General features: G+C 63.5%; 23 protein-coding genes. 9 read left to right on the top strand and 14 right to left on the bottom strand.

The genetic code is table 11. The features are described from left to right. Nucleotides 1–10: 10 nt before the first annotated feature. A complete protein-coding gene (mazG, locus tag FG486_RS16645; protein WP_181268357.1) occupies nucleotides 11–805 on the top strand; it encodes a nucleoside triphosphate pyrophosphohydrolase in 795 nt (264 codons plus the stop codon). Here mazG and hflX read toward each other — a convergent pair. From hflX to dusB, 7 genes are all read right to left on the bottom strand, one after another. Further along, nucleotides 800–2,107, bottom strand: a complete 1,308-nt coding sequence (gene hflX, locus FG486_RS16640) for a GTPase HflX (protein ID WP_181268356.1) — start codon at nucleotides 2,105–2,107, stop codon at nucleotides 800–802. The two genes, mazG and hflX, sit on opposite strands and share 6 nt — an antisense overlap. 40 nt (nucleotides 2,108–2,147) lie before the next feature. Then, nucleotides 2,148–2,681: an RNA chaperone Hfq gene (gene hfq, locus FG486_RS16635; RefSeq protein WP_273301305.1), complete on the bottom strand. Its 534-nt coding sequence runs from the start codon at nucleotides 2,679–2,681 to the stop codon at nucleotides 2,148–2,150. A gap of 128 nt (nucleotides 2,682–2,809) precedes the next feature. After that, nucleotides 2,810–4,174 (bottom strand): nitrogen assimilation response regulator NtrX, encoded by a 1,365-nt coding sequence (ntrX, locus tag FG486_RS16630; RefSeq protein ID WP_060979110.1) that lies wholly within the window; start codon nucleotides 4,172–4,174, stop codon nucleotides 2,810–2,812. A 2-nt stretch (nucleotides 4,175–4,176) separates the two neighbouring features. Then, nucleotides 4,177–6,438, bottom strand: a complete 2,262-nt coding sequence (locus FG486_RS16625; protein WP_231750238.1) for a sensor histidine kinase — start codon at nucleotides 6,436–6,438, stop codon at nucleotides 4,177–4,179. Nucleotides 6,439–6,585: 147 nt separating this feature from the next. Next, nucleotides 6,586–8,001: a sigma-54-dependent transcriptional regulator gene (locus FG486_RS16620; RefSeq protein WP_181268355.1), complete on the bottom strand. Its 1,416-nt coding sequence runs from the start codon at nucleotides 7,999–8,001 to the stop codon at nucleotides 6,586–6,588. A gap of 5 nt (nucleotides 8,002–8,006) precedes the next feature. Beyond that, nucleotides 8,007–9,092, bottom strand: a complete 1,086-nt coding sequence (locus FG486_RS16615) for a two-component system sensor histidine kinase NtrB (protein WP_181268354.1) — start codon at nucleotides 9,090–9,092, stop codon at nucleotides 8,007–8,009. Next, on the bottom strand, nucleotides 9,092–10,099 hold the full coding sequence (gene dusB, locus FG486_RS16610) for a tRNA dihydrouridine synthase DusB (protein ID WP_181268353.1): 1,008 nt from the start codon (nucleotides 10,097–10,099) through the stop codon (nucleotides 9,092–9,094). The genes FG486_RS16615 and dusB overlap by 1 nt, the downstream gene beginning before the upstream one ends. Nucleotides 10,100–10,186: 87 nt before the next feature. Between dusB and FG486_RS16605 the strand changes: the two genes are divergently transcribed. Genes FG486_RS16605 through FG486_RS16595 form a run of 3 tightly spaced genes read left to right on the top strand, consistent with a single transcriptional unit; the run spans nucleotide 10,187 to nucleotide 12,452 of the window. Then, nucleotides 10,187–11,401 carry a bifunctional 2-C-methyl-D-erythritol 4-phosphate cytidylyltransferase/2-C-methyl-D-erythritol 2,4-cyclodiphosphate synthase gene (locus tag FG486_RS16605; RefSeq protein ID WP_181268352.1) on the top strand — a complete coding sequence of 405 codons (1,215 nt, stop codon included), beginning with the start codon at nucleotides 10,187–10,189 and terminating at the stop codon, nucleotides 11,399–11,401. Next, the gene (locus FG486_RS16600; protein ID WP_181268351.1) at nucleotides 11,398–11,952 is read left to right on the top strand and encodes a hypothetical protein; all 555 of its coding nucleotides are present in this window, start codon (nucleotides 11,398–11,400) and stop codon (nucleotides 11,950–11,952) included. Before FG486_RS16605 ends, FG486_RS16600 begins: the two co-directional genes overlap by 4 nt. Beyond that, on the top strand, nucleotides 11,949–12,452 hold the full coding sequence (locus tag FG486_RS16595) for a nicotinamide-nucleotide amidohydrolase family protein (protein WP_181268350.1): 504 nt from the start codon (nucleotides 11,949–11,951) through the stop codon (nucleotides 12,450–12,452). Before FG486_RS16600 ends, FG486_RS16595 begins: the two co-directional genes overlap by 4 nt. Here FG486_RS16595 and FG486_RS16590 read toward each other — a convergent pair. Together FG486_RS16590 and lipA are read right to left on the bottom strand one after the other, a co-directional pair. Next, entirely contained in the window at nucleotides 12,410–12,874 is a 465-nt protein-coding gene (locus FG486_RS16590; RefSeq protein WP_060979118.1) for a type II toxin-antitoxin system RatA family toxin, read from the bottom strand. The genes FG486_RS16595 and FG486_RS16590 overlap by 43 nt on opposite strands. A gap of 7 nt (nucleotides 12,875–12,881) precedes the next feature. Continuing rightward, nucleotides 12,882–13,823, bottom strand: coding sequence for a lipoyl synthase (gene lipA, locus FG486_RS16585; protein ID WP_181268349.1), 942 nt, complete (start codon nucleotides 13,821–13,823; stop codon nucleotides 12,882–12,884). A 94-nt stretch (nucleotides 13,824–13,917) separates the two neighbouring features. On the opposite strand from lipA, the gene FG486_RS16580 reads away from it, so the two are divergent. Further along, nucleotides 13,918–14,538 carry a pyridoxamine 5'-phosphate oxidase family protein gene (locus FG486_RS16580; RefSeq protein WP_241695860.1) on the top strand — a complete coding sequence of 207 codons (621 nt, stop codon included), beginning with the start codon at nucleotides 13,918–13,920 and terminating at the stop codon, nucleotides 14,536–14,538. Between the two features lie 38 nt (nucleotides 14,539–14,576). After that, nucleotides 14,577–15,335: an NYN domain-containing protein gene (locus tag FG486_RS16575; protein ID WP_066284994.1), complete on the top strand. Its 759-nt coding sequence runs from the start codon at nucleotides 14,577–14,579 to the stop codon at nucleotides 15,333–15,335. A gap of 292 nt (nucleotides 15,336–15,627) precedes the next feature. Here the strand turns inward: FG486_RS16575 and FG486_RS16570 are convergent, their stop codons facing one another. Genes FG486_RS16570 through FG486_RS16550 form a run of 5 tightly spaced genes read right to left on the bottom strand, consistent with a single transcriptional unit; the run spans nucleotide 15,628 to nucleotide 21,759 of the window. Continuing rightward, complete coding sequence (locus FG486_RS16570) at nucleotides 15,628–16,542, bottom strand: restriction endonuclease (RefSeq protein ID WP_194249932.1); 915 nt, start codon at nucleotides 16,540–16,542, stop codon at nucleotides 15,628–15,630. Between the two features lie 3 nt (nucleotides 16,543–16,545). Beyond that, nucleotides 16,546–18,363: an ATP-dependent helicase gene (locus FG486_RS16565; protein WP_181268348.1), complete on the bottom strand. Its 1,818-nt coding sequence runs from the start codon at nucleotides 18,361–18,363 to the stop codon at nucleotides 16,546–16,548. Continuing rightward, nucleotides 18,350–20,251, bottom strand: coding sequence for an ATP-dependent nuclease (locus FG486_RS16560; RefSeq protein ID WP_194249931.1), 1,902 nt, complete (start codon nucleotides 20,249–20,251; stop codon nucleotides 18,350–18,352). Before FG486_RS16560 ends, FG486_RS16565 begins: the two co-directional genes overlap by 14 nt. Next, nucleotides 20,157–21,173: a nucleotidyl transferase AbiEii/AbiGii toxin family protein gene (locus FG486_RS16555; protein WP_181268347.1), complete on the bottom strand. Its 1,017-nt coding sequence runs from the start codon at nucleotides 21,171–21,173 to the stop codon at nucleotides 20,157–20,159. Before FG486_RS16555 ends, FG486_RS16560 begins: the two co-directional genes overlap by 95 nt. Continuing rightward, the gene (locus FG486_RS16550; protein WP_181268346.1) at nucleotides 21,166–21,759 is read right to left on the bottom strand and encodes a DUF6088 family protein; all 594 of its coding nucleotides are present in this window, start codon (nucleotides 21,757–21,759) and stop codon (nucleotides 21,166–21,168) included. The genes FG486_RS16555 and FG486_RS16550 overlap by 8 nt, the downstream gene beginning before the upstream one ends. Nucleotides 21,760–21,883: 124 nt before the next feature. Between FG486_RS16550 and FG486_RS16545 the strand changes: the two genes are divergently transcribed. From FG486_RS16545 to FG486_RS16535, 3 genes are all read left to right on the top strand, one after another. Then, nucleotides 21,884–22,438 (top strand): hypothetical protein, encoded by a 555-nt coding sequence (locus FG486_RS16545; RefSeq protein WP_181268345.1) that lies wholly within the window; start codon nucleotides 21,884–21,886, stop codon nucleotides 22,436–22,438. Nucleotides 22,439–22,451: 13 nt separating this feature from the next. After that, the gene (locus FG486_RS16540; protein WP_181268344.1) at nucleotides 22,452–23,435 is read left to right on the top strand and encodes an HNH endonuclease; all 984 of its coding nucleotides are present in this window, start codon (nucleotides 22,452–22,454) and stop codon (nucleotides 23,433–23,435) included. A gap of 155 nt (nucleotides 23,436–23,590) precedes the next feature. Beyond that, entirely contained in the window at nucleotides 23,591–25,546 is a 1,956-nt protein-coding gene (locus tag FG486_RS16535; protein WP_181268343.1) for a site-specific DNA-methyltransferase, read from the top strand. Nucleotides 25,547–25,569 lie beyond the last annotated feature (23 nt).

Below are 25,569 nucleotides of genomic sequence, written 5' to 3'. Positions count from 1 at the left end.
ACTTATGCTCATGACCGACCAGACCGTTCCGTCCAGCGCTTCCCCTCAGTCGCCGGTGCCACTCGACCGGCTGGTGGCGATCATGGCGCGGCTGCGCGACAAGGAGCACGGTTGTCCCTGGGATATCGAGCAGACGTTCGAGACGATCGCGCCGTACACGATCGAGGAAGCCTATGAGGTTTCCGATGCCATCACGCGCGCCGATATGGCCGCGCTCAAGGACGAGCTTGGCGATCTGCTGCTGCAGGTCGTGTTCCACAGCCGTATGGCCGAGGAAGCCGGGCATTTCTCGGTCGCCGATGTGATCGCGTCGATCAGCGACAAGATGGTGCGGCGGCATCCGCATATCTTCGCCGACCAGTCGGTCGAGAGCTGGGATTGGGAAGCGATCAAGGCCGAGGAGCGCAGCAGCGGCGGTGCGGAGAGCGCGATGGATGGCGTCGCGCTCGCGCTGCCGGCGCTGATGCGTGCGCAGAAGCTTCAGAAGCGCGCGGCGCGGACTGGATTCGACTGGCCCGATGTCATGGGTGCGATCGAGAAGATCGGCGAGGAGATCGAAGAACTGCTCGATGCCGAGACCGAGGCCGAGTGCGCCGAGGAAGCCGGAGACCTGCTGTTCGCTGCGGTGAATGCGGTCCGGCATATGGGCGTCAGCGCCGAAGATGCGCTGCGCGCGGCCAATGCGAAGTTCGAACGCCGCTTTCGCGCGATGGAGGCGATCGCTGGTGACGGTTTTGCCGATCTGCCGCTCGACGACAAGGAAGCCTTGTGGCAGCGCGCCAAGCGGGGCGAAAACAAGCTATAGCGCCTGGAAGCGGCCCCAGTCCTTGTCCGACAGGCGCACCAAAAGCGCCATGTCATCCCCCTGCTCGCGACTTTCAAGCACCTCGCCATGCTGGTGCAGCCAGGCGATCCGCTGGCCGTCATGGCGAGGCAAGGTCACATCGTGCACCCGGTGACCGATGACCAGCGCCTGCGATGCTGCGCGCAGCAGGTCGCCAACGCCCTCGCCGGTGAGCGCCGACATCGGACAGACCGTGCGGTCGCGCGGTGCCGTAGCGATCAGCCGGTCGCGGGTTTCCTCGTCCAGGACATCCCATTTGTTCCATGCTTCGATCAGTGGCACGGCAAGCCCCTCGCCCGCCAGCACCGGATCGAGTTCCATCCCCAGATCGGCCAGGATCGTTTCGACCGACTGCGCCTGCATGTCCGCCTCGGGATGCGACATGTCGCGGACATGGATGATGAGATCGGCCGAGAGTACCTCTTCGAGCGTCGCGCGGAAGGCGGCGACCAGTTCGGTCGGAAGGTCCGAGACGAAGCCGACGGTATCGGACAGGATGACCTTCTCGACCCCGTCGAGCCGGATCGCGCGCATCGTCGGATCGAGCGTCGCGAACAGCAGATCCTCGGCCATGACTCCGGCGTTGGTCAGCCGGTTGAACAGCGTCGACTTGCCCGCATTGGTATAGCCGACCAGCGCGATGACCGGCCAGGGCGCCTTTTGCCGCCGCTCGCGATGCAGCCCGCGCGTGCGCTTGACCTGTTCGAGCTCGCGACGCAGCTTGGCCATGCGGTCGCGGATCATCCGGCGGTCGGCCTCGATCTGCGTTTCGCCGGGGCCACCGAGAAAGCCGAAGCCGCCGCGCTGGCGCTCGAGATGGGTCCAGCTGCGCACCAGCCTTCCTGCCTGATAATCGAGATGCGCCAGCTCGACCTGCAATCGTCCTTCGGCTGTCGCGGCGCGCTCGCCGAAAATTTCGAGGATGAGGCCGGTGCGGTCGATCACCTTGACCTTGAGCCGCTCTTCCAGATTGCGCTGCTGGATGGCCGAGAGGCTGCCATCGACGATCAGCAGTTCGGCCTTCTGATCCTCCAGGCTTTGCGCGATGATCTCGACCTGTCCCCCTCCGAACAGCGTGGCGGGCCGCGCCGTGCGGATCCGGAACGAATGTGCGGCGCAGACCTGGATTCCGATAGCGAGCGCCAGCCCCCTCGCCTCTTCGAGACGCGCGTCAGCGTCCACGGAGCCGCGGCGGCCAAGATCGGGATAGGCTATCACCGCGCGGGCACCGCGCGCGAATTCAAGGGTCTGCGGGTCGGTCAAATGTCAAATATATCCTAGTCCGCCCCCGCAATCCACGAGGTCAGTCATCATCGCCTTCGGCATCGCCCCAGTCGCCGGTCAGATCGATCGGCGCATTGGGCTGCACGGTCGAAACCGCATGCTTGTAGGCCAGCTGCGCCATGCCTTCGCGCTCGAGCAGCATGCAGAACAGGTCATAGGCGGCGACCTTGCCCTGCAGCATCACGCCGTTGATCAGGAACATGGTTACCGGAACCCCGGTTTCCTGCACGGTGCGCAGGAACACTTCCTGCAGGTTGCGGTTCTTGGCGCTCTTTGCCCCCATCAACCCAGCAAACATGCCCAGGTCGATCGGCTGCGCCGGCATGACGGTGGAGATCGCATGCTTATATACCAGTTGCGACTGGCCATCGCGGCGGAGCATCACCGAGAAATTGTCGAACCAGGTAACGATGCCCTGCAGTTTCACGCCCTTGACCAGGAACATGGTCACGGGAATTTTCGATTTTCTCAGGGAGTTGAGGAAAACATCCTGAATGTTCTGAGCCTTTTCGGTCATTTTTGACCCCCGGTCTTGGTGGCGACGTTGCGCCACGGTTCATGAAAAGCCGGTGCGACACATCCCGTCCCGGCTGCGCTTGGAGGACGCCGTCTATACATAGTGCGGATGCTGCACCGCGCCAATGCCCAGTTTGCGGGTATTTGCGGTTTGTTGCGCGGATTCTAGCGGTCGTGCAGCCCCAGCAGCTTCAGCTTGCGGTGCAAGGCCGAGCGCTCCATCCCGATGAACTCTGCCGTTTTGGAGATATTGCCCGAAAAGCGCCGGATCTGGATCTTGAGATACTCGCGCTCGAAGCTCTCGCGCGCCTCGCGCAGCGGCACTCCCATCAGGCTGGAAATCCCTGCGGCGCGGCCGCCATCGCCCTGGACCAGCTCGGGCGGCAGCATGTCGACATCGATCCGCGCCAGCCGTCCGCGCGGCGCCAGAATGATCGTCCGCTCGATGACGTTGCGCAGCTGGCGCACATTGCCCGGCCAGTTATAGCTCTGCAACGCCGCCATCGCCTCGCTGCTCGTCTCGGGAGGGGTGATGCCATGCTCGCTGGCAAAGCGCGCGACATAATGTTCGACCAGCGCGGGAATGTCGTCGCGGCGGTCGGTCAGCGCCGGGATTTCCACCGGCACCACATTGAGCCGATAGAACAGGTCCTCGCGAAAACGCCCTTCGGCAATCTCGTTCTCCAGATTGCGCGAGGTGGCAGAGACGAAGCGCACATCCACCTTGATCGGCCGCGTCGAACCGACGCGCGAAAAGCTCTGGTCGGTCAGCACGCGCAGGATCTTGGCCTGGGTCGATTCGGGCATGTCGGCGACCTCGTCGAGGAACAGCGTGCCGCCATGCGCGCGCTCGAGCAGCCCGGGTGTAGCCAGCTTGCCCTGGTCCTCCTCGCCGAACAACTCCTGCTCGAACCGGTCAGGGGTCATGCGCGCCGAGTTGACCGTGATGAACGGGCCCGACGAACGCGCGCTCCAGCTGTGCAGCAGCCGCGCTGCGACCTCCTTGCCGACGCCAGCAGGTCCGGTGATGAGCAGCCGGCTGCCGCTATTGGCAACGCGCTTGAGAGTGGCGCGCACGGTGTTGATCGCGCTCGAATTGCCGGTCAGTTCGTCGGAAATGCCGAGCTTTTCGCGCAGCTGCGCATTCTCGCGGCGCAGCCTTGCGGTCTCGGTGCCGCGCGAGACCATGTGGATGAGCCGCTCTGCCTCGAAGGGCTTCTCGATGAAGTCCATTGCCCCGCGCGAAATGGCGGACACCGCCGTGTCGATATTGCCATGGCCGGAAAAGATGATCACCGGAAGGTCGGCATCGCGCGCCTTGATCTCGTCGAGCAGTTCGAGGCCGTCGAGCTTGCTGCCCTTGAGCCAGACATCAAGCAGCACCAGCGAGGGGCGGCGCTCGTCGATTGCGGCCAGCGCCTCGTCACTGCCGCCAGCGGTGCGGCAGAGATAGCCTTCGTCCTCCAGCACGCCAGAGACCAGCTCGCGGATGTCGCGCTCGTCATCGACGATGAGAATTTCCAGGGGCATGTTCAATTGCTTTCCTTGTCCTGCGCGGTCGGGCTCAGCTCGGCACGGGCCCGGGCCGGTCGCGAAGTCATGGTGGTCATCTTTTCGGTGCCGGAACGCTGGTCGTCCGAAGCGGGATCCTGCAGCGCGCCGGCCTGGAGCAGCACCGTATCCATGCGGATCGTCACCCGCGTGCCGCCCTGATCATTGGGTTCGAACGACAGTTCGCCATAATGCTCCTCGACGATCTTCTTGACGATGGCGAGGCCCAGGCCCGTGCCCTTTTCCCGCGTCGTCATATAGGGTTCGACAATACGGTCACGGTCCGCAGGCAGGCCGATGCCGTTATCGTCGAGCGTGAGCACGAGATACGGTTCCTGGCGGAACACGGTTGCGGTGACCGCGCCGGAATAGTCCTGCTCGATCTGCTGCCGCGCCTCGATCGCCTCGACCGCGTTCTTGAGGATATTAGTGACGGCCTGGCCGATCTGGCGCCGGTCGCAGCACAGATCGCTGCCCTCGTGGGCGCCTTCCGCGGCAAAGCGGATCGCCGGGTGCGCGACCTCCTGCAGGAAGATCGCCTGGCGCACCAGATCGAAGAAATTCTCCTCGCGGAACACCGGCTTGGGCATGCGCGCGAAGGACGAGAACTCGTCGACCATGTTGCGCAGATCGCCGACCTGGCGGACGATCGTGTCGGTCAGCTGGCCAAAGGTCGCATCGTCCTCGCTCACCTTGCTGGCATAGCGGCGCTTGAGCCGTTCGGCGGCGAGCTGGATCGGGGTGAGCGGGTTCTTGATCTCGTGCGCGATCCTGCGCGCGACGTCCGACCAGGCGGCCTGGCGCTGGTCGACCAGCTGCTGGGTGATGTCCTCGAAGGTGATGACGATGCCATAGGGCTCGCGCACCACGCGCACCGCCAGGGTGAGAAGGTCGTTCTCCCGCGAATACTGGATCACCGCTTTCTCGGTCCCCTCGCCCACCAGCCGGGCAAAGGGCGGCGCTATGTCGGAAAGCGTGCAGCCCAGGCAGTGCGCGACCTCGGTCTGCAGCAGCCGCTGTGCGGTACTGTTCATCAACCGCACCACGCCCATCGGATCGACCGAGATCACCCCGGCGCTGACCGATTCCAGTACCGCCTCGGTAAAGGCGCGGCGATCGTCGAGCTGGCTGTTCGCGCGGATCAGTGCCGAGGTCTGCTCGGCGAGGCGGCTCGCCATGCGGTTGAACGCGCGGCCCAGAACCCCGACCTCGTCCGTACGATTGGCGGTATCGACCCGGATGGCGAAATTGCCGGTGCTGATGTCGCGTGCGGCCCCCGCCATGTCGGTCAGCGGACGCACCATCCGGTCGGCGAACTTGAGCGCCGCCCAGAGTGCCACCGCAACGAGCAGCAGCGAGACGAAGAACAGCGCGATGTTGAACTGGACCTGCAGGTTCTGCGAGCGCGAGAACAGCGCCTTGTAGTCGGTGAGCACCGTCTGCGCGCGCTCCCACTGGCTGAGCGCCAACTGGTTCGAGGCGCGGGCGACATAGAGATAGATCTTGGCCTGGCGGTCGATTGGCGTCACCACCTCGATCCGGTCCGCCTCGGCCGAGACGACCGCGGTCTCGCCCTTGTCGAGCTGGCGGATGATTGCGGGGCTGACCCGGTCGGACGAGGTGCGATTGTCCGGATCGACGATCGCGGCGGTCCGCAGCACGCCATCGGACCCGACCTCGACGATCGCCGACTCGTTCATCTTGCGCCCGGCGACCTGGAAGACATAGGCCTCGGCGAATTCGGGGCTGTCGATTCGCGTCTGCTGCAGATATTGGCGCAGGTCGCTCGCCATGGCGACGGTCTCGGCTGAGACGTCGCGCCGTCCCTCCTCATAATAACCGCGCGCCAGGTCATTGGCATTCTCGAGCATCGTGCGTGCACGCTCGGAAAACCAGAACTCGACGCCGTACTGGAACAGCAGCGAGGTGATCACGACGACCAGCAGCATCGGGATTGACGAGATCAGCGAGAACAGGGCGACGAAGCGGACATGGAGCTGGCCGGTGCCCTGCTCTCCGCTGGCATTGGCACGGCTGATCGCGACACGCCGTCCGATCAGCGCGAGCAGCGCCATGGCCGGCACCAGATTGGCAACCAGCAACGTCGCGGTGACCGGTGCGGGCACCATCGCCTCGCGGCCCTGATAGCTGCTCACTAGCCACCAGGACAGGCCGAGCATCCCGATCAGCAACAGCACGCAGCCGATCTCGAGCGCGGGAAACAGGCTGCCTCGGCGCATCATCACCGCGAACCGGCGGGTCAGGCGACTCTTTCTGTTGGGCAGCTGTGCGGCAGACGCGGGCATAGTGTTCAGTTTACAACAGTTGCGTTGCCGGAATACAAGAGGTTTCAGCGCATGCGGCGGATATCACCGCATTTGGCAACCGTTTCAGCGCAGCTCGCCGTTCGCCATGCCGTGCTCTACCAGTTTCTTGCGAAGCGTATTGCGGTTGATGCCCAGCACCGCCGCAGCCTTGACTTGGTTGCCGTCGCAACGCCGCATGATCGCCTGAAGCAGCGGAATCTCGAAGGCCGCGAGCGCCTTGTTATAGACGGCGCCGTTCTCCGGGCGTTCGGTCAGCAGGAAGCGGCTCACCGCCTGTTCGAAATCGCTCTCCTCGCGGCGCGTCTCGCCGGTGCCGAGAGCAGGCTCGTCGAAGATGCTGCCCAGCGCATCGGCGGTGATCAGGTCGTCGCGGCTCATGATCACCGCGCGGAAGACCAGATTGCGCAGCTCGCGGACGTTGCCGCGCCAGTTGCGCCGCTGCATTGCGGCGATGGCGCTATCGTCGAAGCTCCGCCTAGGCAGCCCCTCCTGCACCGCCAGCGCCAGAAAATGGTCGACCAGCGCGGGAATGTCGCTCAGCCGGTCGCGCAGCGGCGGCAGGTCGATCGGCACCACGTTGATCCGGTAATAGAGGTCCTCGCGGAACAGCCCGGCCTCGATCAGCGGGCCGAACGGCTTGTTGGTCGCTGCGACGAAGCGGACGTCGAGCTCGATCTCGCGATGGCCACCGACCCGCGTGATGCGTCCGGTCTGCAGCGTGCGCAGCAACCGCGTCTGCGCCTGCATTGGCATGTCGCCTATCTCGTCAAGGAACAATGTCCCGCCATGCGCCTGTTCGAACTTGCCGATCGACTGAGCCACCGCACCGGTAAACGCGCCCTTTTCATGCCCGAACAGCTCGGATTCGATGAGTTCGGCCGGAATCGCGGCCATATTCACAGCTACGAACGGGCCCTGCTTGCGATGGCCGAGCTGGTGGATCGCCTCGGCCACCAGTTCCTTGCCGGTGCCGGATTCGCCCAGGATCAGCACCGACAGGTCGTTGCGCAGCACGCGCGTGATCATGCGGTACACGTTCTGCATCGGCGCGCTGCGCCCGACCAGCGGCAGCCCGCTATCGGCGGGATCGGCATCGGCATTGCCCGACACGTCGCCGCTGCGCGCGATCGCCTGGAGGACGGCGCGGATCAGTTCGTCGAGATCGAACGGCTTGGGGAAATACTCGTACGCCCCTGCCTCGCTCGCGCGAACGGCGGTGTCGAGGGTATTCTGCGCCGAAAGCACGATGACCGGCGTGTCGGGTTGGCGTTCGAGCACGCTGCCCAAGGTCGCGATGCCGTCGCCATCCTCGAGCATCACATCGGTGAGGATCGCGGCGTAGCGCTTGTTCGCGACCAGCGCGTTGCGCCGCGCGATCGACGTGCAATGGTCGACGCTGCACCCCTCGGCCTCGAGCGCGGCCATGATCACCTGGCTGATCGCGCGGTCGTCCTCGACCAGCAGAATCGATTTGGCCATATGCGTCAGCCCTCTTGCGGTGCCAGCGGCAGGAACAGGCGGAAATGGGTGAGCCCCGCAGCGGAATCCCGGTCGTGCACGATCCGCCCGTTCATGTCGCGCACCAGCTTCTGCACCAGCGCGAGGCCCAGCCCCTGCCCGGTCTTCTTGGTGGTGACGAAGGGCGAGAAGATATCCTCGGCAATGTCGGTATCGATGCCCGGGCCATTGTCGGTCACGCGGATCTCGACGGGCAGCCGGATATAGCGGTCGTCGCGCGACAGACGCAGCCGCACGCCGCTGACGAACTTGGTGGTGAGCGTAATGCAGGCATCGTCCTGCCCCTCCATCGCCTCACGCGCATTGGTGATCAGGTTGAGCAGGATCTGCACCAGATTGTCGGCATCGGCGAGCACGGGCGGGATCGAGGGATCGAACCTTTCGACAAAGCGCACCGTGTCGGGATGTGCGGTCTCGACGATCTCGCGCACCCGGCCGAGCGGCTCGTAGATATTGCACGGCTTCATCGGCGCGGCGGTGCGGCGGGTGAGCGACTGCATCTGGTCGATCAGCAGCGCGATGCGGTCCACCTCCGCCGTAATCAGGCCCGAGAGTCTGCGCCCTGCCCCGTCGAGCTGGCGTTCGATCAGCTGCGCCGCGCCCTTGATCGCGGCGAGCGGGTTCTTGATCTCGTGCGCCAGGATGTCGGGCCCGCGCACTGCAAAGCCTTCTGTGCCCGCCTCACTGTCGAACAGCGGCGATCCCGCACCCGATTCACTCAGCACCAGCAGCTGCCAGCCCTCGCCCTGCCCCACCGGGCTCAGCGAGATATCGACCTTGCGCGTGCTGGTGCGGCCGATGTGCACGCGCATGCCGTGCGCCGCCAGATTGGTGTCCGGCTGGTTGAGCGCCGCCCCGATCCGGGCATCGTCGAATTGCAGGAATTCGGACAGCGGTCGCCCGATCAGACGGCGCGCGCTCTGCTCGAGCATGTTTTCCGCCGCCGCATTGGCCGCTGCGATCGTCCGGTCCGCGTGCAGCATGACAACCGCCATCGGCAGGCTCTGCAGCTGCGCGGCGGCGTCCGGCGCCAGACCGGAATGCTGCTCCATCAGGCGGCGGCGCGGCGCAGCCAGGGGCGGTAGAATTCGCCCAGCATGGCGAGAACCTGATCGGGATTGTCGAGCGTGTTCATCTTGTTGCGCAGGTCCGCCGAGCCCGGCAGGCCCTTGGTGTACCAGCCGAGATGCTTGCGCGCCATCTTGACGCCCGTCTCGGCCCCGTAGTGATCGAGCATCGCGTGATAATGCTCGACGATCACGCCATATTGTTCGTCCAGATCGGGATCGGGCAGCGTCTCGCCGGTGCGCAGCGCGTGCATCACCTGGCCGAGCAGCCACGGCTTGCCATAGGCGCCCCGACCGATCATCACACCGTCTGCACCGCTCAGCTCGAGCGCCTTGCGGGCATCGTCGATGCTGCAGATATCGCCATTGACGATCACGGGCAGCTTCACCGCCGCCTTCACCTTCGCGACGAACGCCCAGTCGGCGCTGCCCTTGTACATCTGGTTGCGGGTACGACCGTGCACGGTGATCATCTTCGCGCCCAGATCCTCGGCGATGCGCGCGAGTTCGGGGGCGTTGAGACTGTCATGACACCAGCCCATGCGCATCTTGACCGTTACCGGCACCTTGACCGCATTGACCGTCGCCTCGATCAGCTTCGCCGCGAGCGGCAGGTCACGCATCAGTGCCGATCCGGCATCTCCATTGACCACCTTCTTGACCGGGCAGCCCATGTTGATGTCGATGATCGCAGCTCCACGATCCTCGTTCAGCTTGGCTGCCTCGGCCATTTCCTTCGGACCGCATCCGGCGAGTTGCATCGAGACCGGTTCCTCGACCGGATGCCAGGCGGCCTTTTGCAACGACTGGCGCGTCTCGCGGATCATCGCCTGGCTGGCGATCATCTCGGTGACGTTGAGCCCCGAGCCATAGCGGCGTACCAGCGTGCGGAACGGCATGTCGGTCACGCCGGTCATCGGCGCGAGCAGCACCGGCTCGTCGATCTGGAGCGGGCCGATCTGGATCGGCTTGAGAAGAGGTTCTTGGGTCATGGGGATATGATGCCTAATATTTAGGCAGCGCACATAATCGCAAAGCCGCTGGCGAGCAAGCGCCACTTGGTCTATGCGCCCTGCCCGATGAACGATGCACCGTCCCTTGCGGGCCAGCCAGGCCTTCGCCGCACCGCGCTAATCGTCGCGGCGGGCAAGGGGCTGCGCGCCGGGGGCGATATTCCCAAGCAATATGCGCTGCATCAGGGCAAGCCGCTGCTACGGCACAGCGTCGAGGCCTTTGTCGGCTGGCCGCGCGAATGCGCCATCATGGTGGTGATCGGCCAAGGGCAGCAGGCGCTGGCCGAGGCGGCGCTCGAAGGGCTTGGCAATGTCAGCATCGTTACTGGCGGTGCGGAGCGGAGCGATTCTGTCCGCGCCGGGCTGATGGCGATCGCGACGCAGGGCGGCAGCGACCGGGTGTTCATCCACGATGCCGCGCGCCCGCATCTGGCGTCAGCGGTGCTCGACCGGCTTGATCAGGCGCTGGATGCGCAGCCCGGTGCGGTTCCGGTGCTACCCGTGGTCGACAGCCTCGCGCGCGGCGAAGGCGGGCTGATGCGGGACGCGGTCGACCGGGCCGCGCTCTGGCGCATCCAGACCCCGCAGGCCTTTCATTTCGAGGCTATTTTTGCGGCGCATCTCGCCTGGCCCCAAGGCGCGCTGGCGACCGACGACAGCCAGATCGCGCGCTCAGCCGGGCTGGACGTGGCACTGGTCGAGGGCGATGAAGCGCTTAAAAAGATTACCTTTGCCGAGGATTTCGCGATGGATACTCCGCGCACCGCCACCATGCCGCGCACGGGCCTGGGCTATGACGTGCATCGCCTCGCCGCGGGTGAGGAGCTCTGGCTCGGCGGGATCCGGATCGAGCATGATCGCGGGCTGGTCGGGCACAGCGATGCCGATGTCGCGCTGCACGCCATTACCGATGCGCTGCTTGGCGCGATGGCATTGGGTGATATCGGCGAGCATTTCCCGCCGAGCGATCCGCAATGGCGCGGTGCGGACTCGGCACGCTTCCTCGCGCACGCCGCCTCGCTGGTGCGCGGCAAGGGCGCCGAGATCGCCAATATCGACCTCACGATCATCTGCGAGGCGCCCAAGATAGGTCCGCACAAGCGGGCGATCCAGCAGCGCATTGCCGATATTCTGCAGCTCCATCCCGATCAGGTCGGCGTCAAGGCGACCACCACCGAGCGCCTCGGCTTTACCGGGCGCGGCGAGGGTATCGCCGCCCAGGCGGTCGCCACCGTCCTCGCCCCCTTCCCTTCTCCTTCAGCACAGGATGCCAGCGCATGACCCGCTTGCTTCGCCGCATGATGCCCAGTCTGACCGCGCTTGCGGTCGTCGGCACACTTGCCAGCCAAACGGCGCATGCCGCGCAGGCGGCTAAGTGCCTGACCCCTGCCGAAGCCCAATCGGTGGCGATCAGCGCACTACCGGACGCACTCACCAGCGCGCAGAAGGCCTGCGCGCCGCACCTGCCCGCGCGATCGGCGCTCCGCAGTGCGTCGACCCGGATCACGCAGGTCTATCGGCCCGCTGCCGACCGGGCTTGGCCGCAGGCGGGGCGTGCCTTCCTCTCGGCCTTCGAACTGCCGCTGCCCGAGGGCACCAGCCCCGATGTCGTGCGGCCGCTGTTGCTGGCGACGATCAGCGCGCTGGTCGAGCAGGAGATCAAGCCCGAGGATTGCGGCACGATCGACGAATTCTATTCGGCGCTCGAACCGCTCCCGCCGGAAAATGTCGGCAAGCTCCTCGTCGCCTTCCTGAAGCTGGGGGAGAACGACAAGAAGCCCGGTCAGGCCAAGTCCAACCCCTTCACGATCTGCGAAGGTCCGAAACAGTGACCGGCCTGTTCCCGCCCTCGCTCACCGAGCTCGCCGCGCGCGTCGTCGCCGAAAACGCCGCTGCGGGCCGCAAGGTCGTGCTCGCCGAAAGCTGCACCGGCGGGCTGGTCTGCGCAGCGATGACCGAAATTCCCGGCAGCTCGGAAGTGCTCGAGCGCGGCTTCGTCACCTATTCGAACGAGGCCAAGATCGAGTCGCTGGGCGTCAGCGCCGAACTGATCGACACGTTCGGTGCGGTCTCGGTCGCGGTCGCCTGGGGCATGGCGCGCGGCGCGCTGAAGCATTCGGATGCCGATGTCGCGGTCGCGATCACCGGCATTGCAGGTCCCGGCGGCGGGTCGGAGAGCAAACCGGTGGGAACGGTGGTCTTCGCCTGCGCGCTGCGCGGCCAGAACGAGAATGACATCAGCGCCGAGCAGAAGAATTTCGATCCCTCGCTCAGCCGCTCCGAAATCCGTCAGGAGGCGGCTATGGTCGCGCTGGAACTGCTGCTGCCGTAAAGCTCGGCCGCTCGCGTCTCGAACGCGCTCACCATTTTGCGGAAGGCGCGGTCGAAATACTGCCCGGCGAGCGATTCGAACAACCGGTTCTTGAAGTTGAACGAGACATAGAAATCGACGGTGCAGCCGCCCTGCCCGTCGCTGGCGAACTGCCAGACATTCTCGAGATTCTTGAGCGGCCCGTCGAGATATTCGACCTCGATCTTCTCACCCGGCACCTTGCGCACGCGCGAGGTGAACTTCTCACGCAGCTGCTTGAAGCCGACGACCATGTCCGCGACCATCTCGTGCGGACTGTCCGACTTGACGCGGGTCGCGATCACCCAGGGCAGAAACTCGGCATAGCGCGCCACATCCGCGACCAGATCGTACATCTGGTCGGGCCGGAAGGGCAGATGACGGGTTTCGCGGTGCGAGGGCATGATCGCCTCAGCGCGCCGCCTGCTTGGCCAACTTCGCCTCTCGCGCAGCGCGCATCTCTGCGAAATCCTCGCCGGCATGGTAGCTGGAGCGGGTGAGCGGGCTCGATGCGACCTGCAGGAAGCCCTTGGCGCGCGCGATCGCGGCATAGGCATCGAACGCCTTGGGCGTGACGAAATCGATCACCTTGGCATGGCGCGGCGTCGGCTGCAGATACTGGCCCATGGTGAGGAAATCGACATCGGCCGAGCGCATGTCGTCCATCACCTGGTGCACTTCGAGCCGTTCCTCGCCCAGGCCCAGCATGATGCCGGACTTGGTGAAGATCGACGGGTCGAGCCGCTTGACCATCTCGAGCAGGCGCAGCGAGGCATAATAGCGCGCACCGGGACGGATGGTGGGATATAGCCGGGGCACGGTTTCCAGATTGTGGTTGTACACATCGGGCCGCGCCGCGACGATCGCTTCGACCGCCGCCTCGTGCTTGTTGCGGAAATCGGGGGTGAGGATCTCGATCGTTGTGCTCGGCGTCGTCCGGCGCAGCGCCTCGATCACCTTGACGAACTGGCTCGCGCCGCCATCGGCCAGGTCGTCGCGATCGACCGAGGTGATGACGATATGCTCGAGCCCCATCGCAGCCGCCGCATCGGCGACATGCTGCGGTTCGCTGGTATCGACCTTGCGCGGCATGCCCGTCTTGACGTTGCAAAACGCGCAGGCCCGCGTGCAGACATCGCCCAGGATCATCACCGTTGCGTGCTTCTTGGTCCAGCACTCGCCGATATTCGGGCAGGCCGCCTCTTCGCACACGGTGTTGAGATTGAGGTCGCGCATCAGCTTGCGCGTCTCGTTGAACCCCTTGCTGGTCGGGGCTTTCACCCGGATCCAGTCGGGCTTGCGGACACGGGCCGGTCGGCCTTCGGGCGTCTCGATGGGCGTGATCTCGTTCATGCTGCGCGCTTTAGCGCAGGGGCAAGCGCACTTCCACTGGTAAAAGCTTGGGCACAGACTAGATCGGCTTCTCGCAAGAAAAAGGGGTGCCGCGATGAATCCGCTGGATGAGGTGATCGATGATCTGGACGAGGTGCGCGCCGACATCTTCCGCCGTCTCGGGCGCGCGAGCAAGGATCGCCGCAGCGCGATGCACACGCCGGTGATCGGCACCGTCCGCGGCGATGGCACGCCCAGCCAGCGCGTGATGGTGCTGCGCGCGTTCGACCCGGCGACGGCTACGCTGCGTTTCCACACCGACTCCAGAGCCGCCAAGGTCGATGAGCTTGGCGATGGCGCGCCGATCTCGGTGCTCGCCTACGATCCTGCTGCCAAGCGCCAGTTCCGCCTCTCTGGCACGGGCCGGATCGAGACGGACGGCGAAACGGCGGACAAGGCCTGGAACGACGCGACGCTGTTCGCCCGCCGCTGCTATCTCGCCGATCCTGCGCCGGGCACGCTTTCGGATATCCCGGTATCGGGCCTGCCCGCCGACATAGAAGGCCGCAAGCCCGAGAACGACGCCGAAGTCGCCCCCGGCCGCGCCAATTTCGCGGTGCTGCTGGCGAGGATCGAAACGATCGAGTTCCTCCACCTCGCGCATACAGGCCACCGCCGCGCGATCTTCCGCCTGCAACCGGATGGCAGCTGGTACGGCCAATGGCTGGTTCCATGACCCGTTGCATTTGAGCGCGGCAGCGGCCACCGTCTGCCATGGCAAAAGAAACACCCCCCAATATCGCCCTGCTGATCGATGCCGACAATGCAAGCCCGGCCGGCATCGACCCGGTGCTGACCGTGCTGGCCGAGCTGGGTACGGTGAACATCCGCCGCGCCTATGCGAATTGGCGCAAGCCCGCGCTGAAAGGCTGGGCGGATATCGTCCACAAGTTCGGCATCGAGCCACAGCAGCAGTTCGACCTGACCAAGGGCAAGAACGCCACCGACATGAAGATGACCATCGATGCGATGGACCTGCTGTTCCGGGGCCGGGTCGACGGCTTCGGCATCATGAGTTCGGACAGCGACTTCATGCCGCTGGCACAGCGAATCCGACAGGACGGGCTGCCGGTCTATGGCTTTGGCGGTGAAAAGACGCCCGAGGCGTTCAAGCAGGCATGCACCCGCTTCATCGATGTGGGCGCGCTGATCAAGGTCCAGAGCGCCGAAAAGAAAGCGGAAATCGCTACGTCATCCAAGGCCGCGCCGAAACACGAGCCGAAGCCTTCCGCAGGTGGCAGCGCCATCGATGATGAGGTGATCAAGCTGCTGATCGATGCCTATCAGGCGAGCAAGCGCGACGAGCGCGGCTTCGCCTCGCTCAGCGAGGTGGGCAAGCTGGCGGGCAATCGGTCCAGCTTCGACGTCCGAAACCACGGCTTTGCGCGACTGCTCGACATGTTCGAAGCCTCGCCTCAGTTCGTCACCGAAAGGCGCGAAAATGGTGGGCTTTTCGTCAAGCGGCTGCGCTGAGGCTCATTCCCACTCCATTATTTCCTAGCATCATAACGCGCTGATTTTACTACACAAAATATTTTTCTTGGGACGAGATACCGTCAGCCACACCGTCAGAAAATGGTGCTGCTGAAAACATTGGTTTTTTGGGTTCGATATCGGAAAATGACCTTCCGCCATCTATCGCCAACGTCGGCCGAAACGGTCACTTGAAGGGCATTCATACCCACATCGCCGTTTCCACGCTACGCTACGACCGACGTGAATTCTCCTTCTCCTATCTATACCGTCATCGTCGAGCTGCCACCGTTCAGCCGCCTCGCAGATTGAGATCGCGTACGGCAACGAAGGCGCGATTTGTTTCGGCAGCGCGACGCGACTTTTCTTCCAGCACGTCGATCAACGAAACCTTGCGCGACAGCACTTCATACAGATCGAGTCCATCAGCGCAGATGAGATTGGTTTGCCGCCCTCGCGAAAACGCTTCAAGCCCTTCGGCCGTAAATCCGGAATTACTGACAAACAGCCCGCGCGACCAAGCCGCCTTGCCCGAGACCTTCCCGGAGAAGGTCATCAGATCGGCAAAGCCAATCTGCGGCCCGTGCCACTTGGCTTCGACCAGATAGGTGTGACCCTGGAGTCTGAAGCTTCCATCAACCTGCTCTCCGACGATCCGAAACGCGCCGCGCGGCGCAAGCCCGAACCCGGCGAACAACTCGTTGAGGAAACCCTCAAACCGGAGACCCCGGGTCTGCGGGTCAAGCTTAGTGATCTCGATCAAAAGCGCCGCAAGTTCCTGCGCCTTCGCCTCGCTCAGTATCGCCGCCCCTTGTGGAGAAGGCTCCTCCGTCTTTGGCTGCCCAAAGCTGCTGAGAAACCCGGGATCAAGCAACTCGGGAATTTTGAATTGCACGCCCGGAAGGAGAGTGTTCAGCCGGTCAATTTCGGCGCGGCTCAGAGGATTGCCCTTGCCGCGTCGGTACGTCATCGCCTGGCGAACGATCGCTACGATCAGCTTCGTGAAAAGCGATCGGCGCTGTTCGAGAGTGGCGGTCAAGAGCTGGACGATCGCCGGCCGCTTGCTCCCCGGCATCCATAGCTCGCCGACACCAGCTTGGGCGGCCGCAAGCGGGAACGCCGTACGGCTGTTCCCACTGCCGGGAAGGAAATCGTAGAAGAGATCGGCCAGGTCTTCGACAGCCTGGGCTTCACGGAATGACAGCATAGATTACTCGCCCTCGGCCTCCTCCATTCGCGCTTCCAGCTCGTTCAAGAACGGCGAGCGCCCCCAATGCATTCGCCCGCGGCCGGTGTCGACGTAACCGGAATACAGCATGTGGATCTCGTCGCGGGCCCGCGTTAGGCCAACATAGAACAGGCGGCGGCTTTCGCGTCGCGCCGCCGGCAGCTCGTTGCGCCACGGCAAACCGCCCAGATCGAGCCCTACCATGATCACGACGTCATATTCGCAGCCCTTTGCGGAGTGCAGCGTCAACAGGTTGAGGTGGAGAGGCGACCCGTCACGTCCACCGAGGCTGGCCACGTCCAGGTCGGCGAGCGGCCCGCCAACTGCGAGCGCCGTCGACATGCGCACCACCTGTTCGCGCTGGTCGGCGAGGCTTGGCTCTGCCGCCATCAGCGCATCCAGCATTCCGGCCCTCAGCGCGCCGACCAAGTCCCGCGCCAACCCTTCGTCCGTCCGGAGCGACCAAAGGAGTCGGGTCAGCCGTTGAGCCTCGCCGCGGGCTTCGGCCTCAGCGAGGCGGGTGCGGTGAAAGCCTAGCCACCGATCGAGCAATCCGCGCAACTGTGGCCGGCCCTCACGCCAGCCATCAGCGCACCAGGCCGCGCAGTCCTCGATCCAGCTTGTCAGCGCCACCTTGCGATACGGCGCTGCCGTATCGACGCGGATGAAGTCGAGCCCCGCAGCGGCCACGGCCTCGGCAACGATGTCGCCGGCGCGGTAATCCCGGTATAGGATCGCGATGTCACCCAACGTCCGGCCTGGCTTGGCGGCCAGCGCCGCGGGGATTATCTCGGCCACAGCGTGCGCCGCCTGACCTTCAAGGCCATCGCCACACTCGACGAACGCTATCACCGCTTCACGATCCGGATCGTTCGAGACGTAGCCACGCACCTCCCCTAGCGCCAGTTCAGAGGCGCTGACGATACGGGAGGCCGAGCGATAGTTGAGTTGGAGCTGGACGCGCTCCACGTCATCCCGTTCGGCCAGCTCCTGCAACAGCGCGCCGTCAGCGCCGGTGAAGCCGTAGATCGATTGGTCGGAGTCTCCCACGGCAAAGAGCCGGACGCCGCCATCGAAGGCCACGCGCTTGACGATGCGGTGCAGCGCCACCCCGAGATCCTGATATTCATCGACCGCCAGGATCGGGAACTTCGCCTGCAGCAATGGGAGCACCCAGTCATGCTCCGACACCAGCCGTTGCCCGAAGATTACGAGGTCATCGAAGTCAATCAGGCCCATTCCACGCAACTCGGCCTCATATTCTTCCGCCCATCCGGCCAGTTCCCCTTCGCTGGTCCAAGCAATCGAGGCGCGGTCGAGGATCGACCGCCGATGGCGTCCGAGATCCATCGGCTTGTTGGGATGCCCGACGCCAAAGAGCCGATCGCCCACCCGCTTCATCGCCTGATCGCTCTGCCGCTGCGTCGCGACGGCGAGAGGGAACGGCACAGGCAGATTAGCGAGACGGGCATAAGGCATGAGGAGATGCCTCAAGCAGAAGCCGTGAACCGTGCCGATGAATAGGTTAGGCGCTTCACGCAGCCCCAACCGTTCCAAGCGTCGCGTCAGCTCGCGTGCGCATTCCTGGCTATAGGTGATGCAGGCGGCGCCGCGCGGTGCCCGCACGTCTTCAGCCATGATCCGGGCTAGCTTGAGCACCAACGTCTTGGTCTTGCCGCTGCCCGGACCCGCAAGGACAACGCAGTGTCCGGTCGAATCGTAAGCCGCCTGCTGGCCCGCATTGCCAGCGAGATCGGCGGCCTGGGCGAGATAGGCGGCACTGACGCTACGAAACGGCATCGCGGATATGCTCCAACGCTTGCCGGATGTAATCCGGGCACGTCTCGTCACTGACATGGGGAGCGAGAGCCTGTGCGAAGCGCCCTTTTCCAATCCGCTCGATGAGCTTGATCAGGCGTTCCTCGTCGAGATCGTCGGTGTCATCGACCCATCCTTGGAGCTCTGCGCGTGTCTCGTCGCCAATGGATAGCTCCTCTTCAATGACCTCCTGCATCGCCTCCGCAAGCCCGCCGGTGAACAGCTCCGGCTCGAGGGTGTTGCTGTTTACGAAATAGCCGAAGGGCTCAGCGCGAGCGATCACGGCGTCGGCGTTGAGCGGCGTATAATTCACCCCGTCTTCGACAAGCCGCAGTACATTGATCAGCCGGCGCCTGACGAGCGGCGGCCTGGCGCCGTTCGGATCGCGATCCGTCAGGATGACGTGCGGGATGTTGAGGCCCTGCGGTCCCAACAGCTTCACATAGGGCGTGAAGTTCGTGCCGCTCACCGAGCACACCGTGATGCCCAACATGTCGAGCGGGATGTCCAGCTCCTCCGCAAATGCGGGGATGAGGAACCGCTCGGCATCGCCCTCCACCAAAATCACGCCACGCGCGAAGAAGATCTCGCCGCGGCTGACGTCGATGTAGCGCTGCAAGTCCGCCTCGTCTCGCTGCGTAAGCGGCGCCTTCGCGGTTGAAACCGCTATCGTCGTCTCCTCGCTGACATCATGGCGCAGCAGCACGATCGAACGGATCGGGGTAACGCTGGCGATATGCGGTGAGTGCGTCGTCAGAATTGTTGTGAGCGGCGGCGTATCCTCCTCGGCATCCCCCGTATTGCCGAGGAAATAGCGATAGACGAGCCGTTGCACATGCGGGTGAAGATGAGCCTCAGGCTCTTCGACCACGAAGAATGTGTGATCGCGCTCGCCGTCAGTAACGAGCCGGTCGAGTTCGAGGCTCTTCAGCGCCAGGAAGATCAGGTTTGCCGTGCCGAGGCTGGCGTCCCCGATACCGCGCGCGCCATTGTCGATCAGCAAGCGCAAACTGCGCAGCAGTGCATCTACCCGTGTGGGCGCGAGACCAAGCGTCAATGGCACCGCATGCTGCTCGCCGGCAATCGCAATCAGACGCTCGCCTATCCGTTGCGCCGTAGCGACCACCTCGGCGCGGCCTACTAGGTCAGCCTGCGCTTCGCTAACCAGCTCCTGAATTTCGTCCCGCGCGTCCTCATCGAGCGAGGTCGCCAGCTGCTCGATTAACGGCCTGAGCGGTGAATTGCGCCAGCTCGCCAAATCCTTCTCGGCATCGCGCAGCGCGACCTGGACGTCGAGCGGCAGCATCCGCCGCAACGAAGAGCCGATGGACATCTCCGGATCGTCGCCACCGAAGATGATATACTCGTAGTCGGCCAAGCTCTCCGGATCGCGTCCGAGATTAGCTTTCGGTTGGAAGCGGTAGGTCAGACGCGCGACCATCGGCGGACCTGGGTCCACCACGCAATCGCCCAGATGGGCCATCAACCGCGGATCGTCGGTGAAGTCGGTCAGTTCGACAGAGATTTCGACGGTCTCTCCGAGCTTATCCTCCCCGAGTCCGTCCCAGAAATGTTCAAACCCAAGCTGGCGATCGCGCTCGGACAGGCCGGGATCGAGTATCAGTTGCAGGGCGCGGACGAAGTTGCTCTTGCCGACCTTGTTCTCGCCGACGATGACGATGCTGTCGCCGGTCTCTACGTCGAGATCCGAAAAGTTGGCGAAGTTTATAATTTTGATCCGCGAAATTCGCACGGTGCCGTCCCCCCATTTCTTTCTATTCGCGGACGCGATTGGCTCGCTCGGCGATATCGGCACATCGCGCCATGAGCGCGTCGAAAGGCTCGGCGTCTTCCAGAAGAAGCCCGTCATCGACCATGCGGGCGTAGTCCTCCTCCAGCGCCTTCAGACCATCGCCTCCGGGCACAAGCCGCAGCCCGCCGTTGACGGCCGCCGCGTAGTCGACGGGTGTCCGATCGGCCGCCTTCTCGGCGAAGAACATGGTCTTGTGCCGCGCGACTGCGTTCGCCAGGTCGCGATCAGCGACGGCGGACGCCGCAAAACCGGCTTCGTCCAATCGCGCGACATCGTGCCAGTGACGAGCAAAGCGATCGCCGCGCAGCCGCTCCTGCAAGCAGAAGACATGAATGGCCGTCGCCTTTTCCCAGAAGGTCCGCTCCGCATGCATCACGCGTGGACGAGCAGTGGGAAATGTCACGCCCTCGACCAGACCAGACGCGTCGCAGGCGATGTCGCGCAAGCTCGCGGGCTCGCCCGTCGATCGCGCGCCGAATTCGAGCATCACGCTCGGCGCCACATAGCCGGAGCCAGCCGTCGCCGCCTCGTAATCGATGAACAGCTTCTCGCCTTCGACGCGGATGGTGGCCGCCAAAGCTTCAGCCGCGAGCGCCTCTGCGATGATCGGCTGAACGCTTCCTTCAACCCACTCGGGTAGGCGCTTGCGCACCTCGCTGGACCAGCGTTTTTCCTCGCTACGGGTCTTCGGCAGCGCTTCGCCGTTTTCGCCCACCAGATCAGGTGCAATCGCCCGGATGTCGTAAGTCAGGTCGACATCCTCAGAAAACCGACGGATGACCTGATAGGCCTTGGACAGCGACGTACCGCCCTTGAATACCAGATGTTCGCCGAGCGCCGAGCCGTAAAGGGTGGCGAGGGCCCAGACCACCCACACGTCCTTCTCGAGAAGATGCGCCGGCCGGCCAGACCGATCGGCCGCGACGCCGAGCGCCTCACGCCGATCCTCGATCGGGAGGTGGAGAAAGGGATCAGCCATATGCAGCCTTGCCCACGCTGCGCGCCAGCCAGGTCGGAAGCTGCGGCGCTACCGCGACCAGTTCGCTGAAGGCACCCGGGGGGAGTTTCCGCTTCAGTGTCTGAAGGGCGGCCTCAGCCTTCTCCGGCCCAAGCCAAGCCAAGGCTCGCACCGCCTCGCCAGCGGGCCGATGCGCCATGGCGAGCTGCCAACGGGGTGCGTGGCGAAGCTCGACGACCTGCTTGCCGAGGCTCATCTTCCGGGTGCGGCCGGAAGTCAGATAGACCGACCGGACCGGCACCTGTGTCGTGAGACCTAGGGTGTTGGCGGCAGCGGCCCCACTTGGGACGATGATCTCCCCGCGCTGGCTGGCAAGCGCCTCGACCGCTTGCTCCACGGAGGGAGCCCGCGTGCCGAACCGGCTCGTAACCGGAAGGAGATAGACGCCGCGGCCCGCCCGGATCAACTGCGCCCGCTCGGCTAGACGCGACAATGCCTGATCCACCGCGGCGCGATTCCCGAGGTGAAGCAAGCTCTTAGCTGCGACGGGCGTGCCCTCTGCCAGCCCTTTCGCGTGCTCAAGAATCTGTTCGGTCAACCGTTGCATGGCCATTCTCCTGTCAGAAACATACGCAGTTTTCTGACAGTTTGCAATCAGCCTGTGGACAGGCCCAACGATCCGTTGACAGGCATTTATAACCGGTCATATTTGCCCGGTTAAGGAGCCCGCCATGTTGACCTATAGCCCCGAAAAATTCGCTTCGCTCTACGCGACCGATCTCGGTCAGCGAATCTGGGCGTTCCTTGCACAGCCCGAAAACGTTGCTCGGCTTGAAACAGCATCGGAACTGGGAAAGCCCGCCGTCGAGGGGCTAGGGGAACAGCTTCTTGCTGAATTTCGAGAGGACGTCCTTGTCGATCGGGTCAAGCAGATGGTCGGCCACATGGTCCGGCAAATCCTTGAGCAGCGCGACTGGGTGCTCGACCAAAGCGACGTAAAGGTCCAGTCCGTCCCCTTCAGCAAGGCGGCGCGCTATCGTCGACCCGACTGGATCACGTTTCACGCCTTCAGGAACACCACCGATCCTCGGGACGTCGTTATTACGGACAGGCGGCAGAATCCGCAGCTGCCGGGCGACGCGCGGTGGAGCTATTACGCCACCTTCGCGAGCCCGCTGAAGGCCGCAGTGGCATTTGGCGTCGGCGACATCAAGCAGCTCCGGCAGCAGGTCCACACCCAGGGTTTCCGGCGCGTGCGCGTAGAACGCATGCTGCGCCGCGCCTGATGGGGACCGACCAATGACCGAGCTTCCCGCTGCAACCGTCGCCGCTGCCGACTTTTACGATAAGCACTATGCTGGCGCTGACCCGATCTTCCTTCAACCCGGCATGAAACTCATGCTCGGTAGCCCCGAGCGACCAAGGCATTGCCGTTTCTGCGGCAAGGACGAACCGGAAGTCACTTTTAGGGACGAGGCCCACGCACTACCGGCTGCGTTCGGCAATACGGGCCTGTTCAGCAACTACGAATGTGACGCCTGCAATCACCTATTTGGCGAAGGCATCGAGAACCACCTCGGCAATTGGTCCAAGCCGATGCGCACTCTATCCCGCATCAAAGGGCGGAACGGCGTACCGACGATCAAGAAGCCGGGTCCAGGCCAGGGCTGGCGGTTGGAGCACGCAGACGGCGGCTTCCAGTTGAAGGAATATGAGGACGACCCCTTCTTCGAGATCGACGAAGAGGCGAAACAGGTTCGCTTTGAGTTGCACCGCGACACGTATGTCCCGGTGGCTGCGTTGAAGGGCCTCGTCAAAATCGGTCTCACCCTGATCCCGGACATCGAGACGCAACATTTCCGCGAAACCTTCGACTGGATTCGCGACACCGATCACACGCGCAACTTCGTCGCCGAATTCCCAGTTTTCCGGACCTTCATCCGCGGGCCAATGCGCAATGATCTCATCGTACTCATGCTCATGCGCCGACGAGCCGGCGTCGATACCGTCCCCTATGCCTTCTTCACCTTCGCCTACGGCAATGAGGTGCTGCAGGTCTTCCTGCCCTCGCTGTCCCAGGACAAGTGTATTGACGGCGTACCGCTGACACTCACCCCCTTCCCCACTCCCGGGGCGCCGTACCAGGCCCAGCACGGCCATCCGAGCGTCAAGGTCGAGAACCTGACCGGCCGTGAGCCCGTCAAGGGCGAGAAGGTGCCTGCGGTGTTCGGCTTCGAGTCCGTCGCGCATAGGCCTCCTAGCCAGGCCGAGGATGGAACTTGATCTGTGCGCGGGAGAATAGCCAACCACATTTGTTCATGTTATGTTCTACTGCGAGCGGTCGCGATTTATCCAGGTGCGACGAGCCGAGCGGCAGACGGACATGAGGTTCGCGATAATTCAAGAGCAGGCGCGGTCCGGCTTTGTTGAGGAAAAAAATGACTGATTACAACAAACTGAGCCGCGAAGACCTCATCCGAGTGTTGCTTGAGCGCGACGGCGTGGACATTGGCGGCATCCGGCTGACATACCCGGGTCAGACCCCTCCGTGGCAGATTATTCGACAGTTGAAGCCTCGGTCCCAGCGGATCGAAAAGAAGCTGTGCGTTGGCTCCGAAATACAGCAGTCAGAGAATATCCTTCTCGAAGGCGAAAACCTTCAAGCGCTGGTCAGTCTGTACAAGTACCGCGGCCAAGTGGACCTAGTCCTAACCGATCCTCCTTACAATACCGGCTTGGATTTTCGGTACAACGATCGCTGGGACGAGGATCCGAACGATCCTGACCTGGGAAAGTTAGTTCCCGCGGATGACGGCTCAAGGCATTCCAAGTGGCTCCGCTTCATGACACCACGCCTCTGGATGATGAAAGAGATGCTTCGACCTGGCGGCGTCTTGGCAATCTGTATCGATCATCGAGAACTCTTCCGGTTGGGCATGCTGCTCGATGAGATGTTCGGAGAGGCCAATCGTATCGGGATAATCAATTGGCAAAAGTCATACGCGCCGCGAAACGATCAGCGCCAACTCTCTACAGCAACAGAATACGTTCTCGTTTACGCGAAGAACGCAGAACGAGCGAAAACTGCACTCCTCCCGCGCACTGAGGAGATGGACAAGCGCTACCTCTCGCGTGACGGAGATCCCCATCCATGGAAGCCGGGCGATTTAACCGCGCGTGGTGAGGAGACTCATCTGTCCATGATCTACGCGATTCAATCGCCATTCACTGGCCAGCTCCACTATCCCACCGCGGGTCGCCACTGGGGCTCGGAAAAGCGGCGAATGAAGGCATATTTGGAGACATGGGGATCGAAGTATGTCGAGCGCGATATAGGCGATGGCCGCCAGAAGGCTTTGCTCATTACCGGTGCTCCGATACCGACCGAAAAGTCGTTTTCGACCGAGCACAAAGCGCTGAAAGCCGCCCGTAAGGCTGCTGAAAAGATAAGGTCCGGCGTCTGGCCTGCTGCGCATTGGCGTGACGATGGTCAGGGCACGTTCGGCATGAAGAAGTATTTGAAGGACGTCAAACAGGGGATTGTTCCGACGACATACTGGTCTGACGATGACTACGAGGAGCCGTTAGACATCGGCACGACCTCATGGGATCACGAGCATTCCGGCCATAGTCAGATTGGCATTAACGAACTTACATCGATCGTCGGTCCGGGTCATGGGTTTGAAACTGTCAAACCTATGAAGCTGATCAAAAAGATCATTCAAATTTGGTGCCCGCCCACTGGTATCGTGCTCGATCCCTTCGCAGGGTCGGGCACCACCGCGCATGCGATCATGGAACTAAATGCTGAATCGGGAGCCGATCGGCGGTTCTTACTTATCGAGCAGGGTCGGCCGGAGCGCGGCGATGCCTATGCCCGAACTCTTACCTATGAACGTCTGAAGCGCGCCGTAACGGGAGAGCGTGTCAACAAGAAGGGTGTCTCAGCGATCTCTGCAGCGCCGCTTTCGAGCGGCTTTCGGTTCTCGAAACTCATGTCGCAGGTCGACGCTGCGGCAGTTTTGGCACTTGAGCGAGAAGAAATGGTGGACCTGCTGCTGACCTCTTACTGGGATCAGAAGGATAGGGCTGCTGCACATCTGAGACGCTTGCCCGCAGGGACGCACTCGTATCTGTTTGCGAAAAGCGCGCGGGGCGAAGGCTTCTTTCTAATTTGGAACGGTCCGGATCAGGCTTCGGTGCTGAATCGCGCGTCGTTCCGAGCCATCGCCGCGGAGGCGAAGGCTGAGGGGCTGACACAACCGTTTCACGTCTATGCGCGGATATCGACGTACAGCGGCCCCAACGTCGAATTTTACCAGATTCCGAATCGCATCCTTGATGCGCTGGGGTTTAACGAAGCGCTACACCCCTATGGAGTCGGATCGACGTAAGATGCCGGCGAGGAGACCGCCGC

It is taken from the genome of Blastomonas ursincola (assembly GCF_013607875.1).
Taxonomy (GTDB): Bacteria; Pseudomonadota; Alphaproteobacteria; order Sphingomonadales; family Sphingomonadaceae; genus Blastomonas; species Blastomonas ursincola.
The sequence above is the reverse complement of the archived record's forward strand: the minus strand, read 5'-3'. Positions and strand labels throughout refer to the sequence as shown.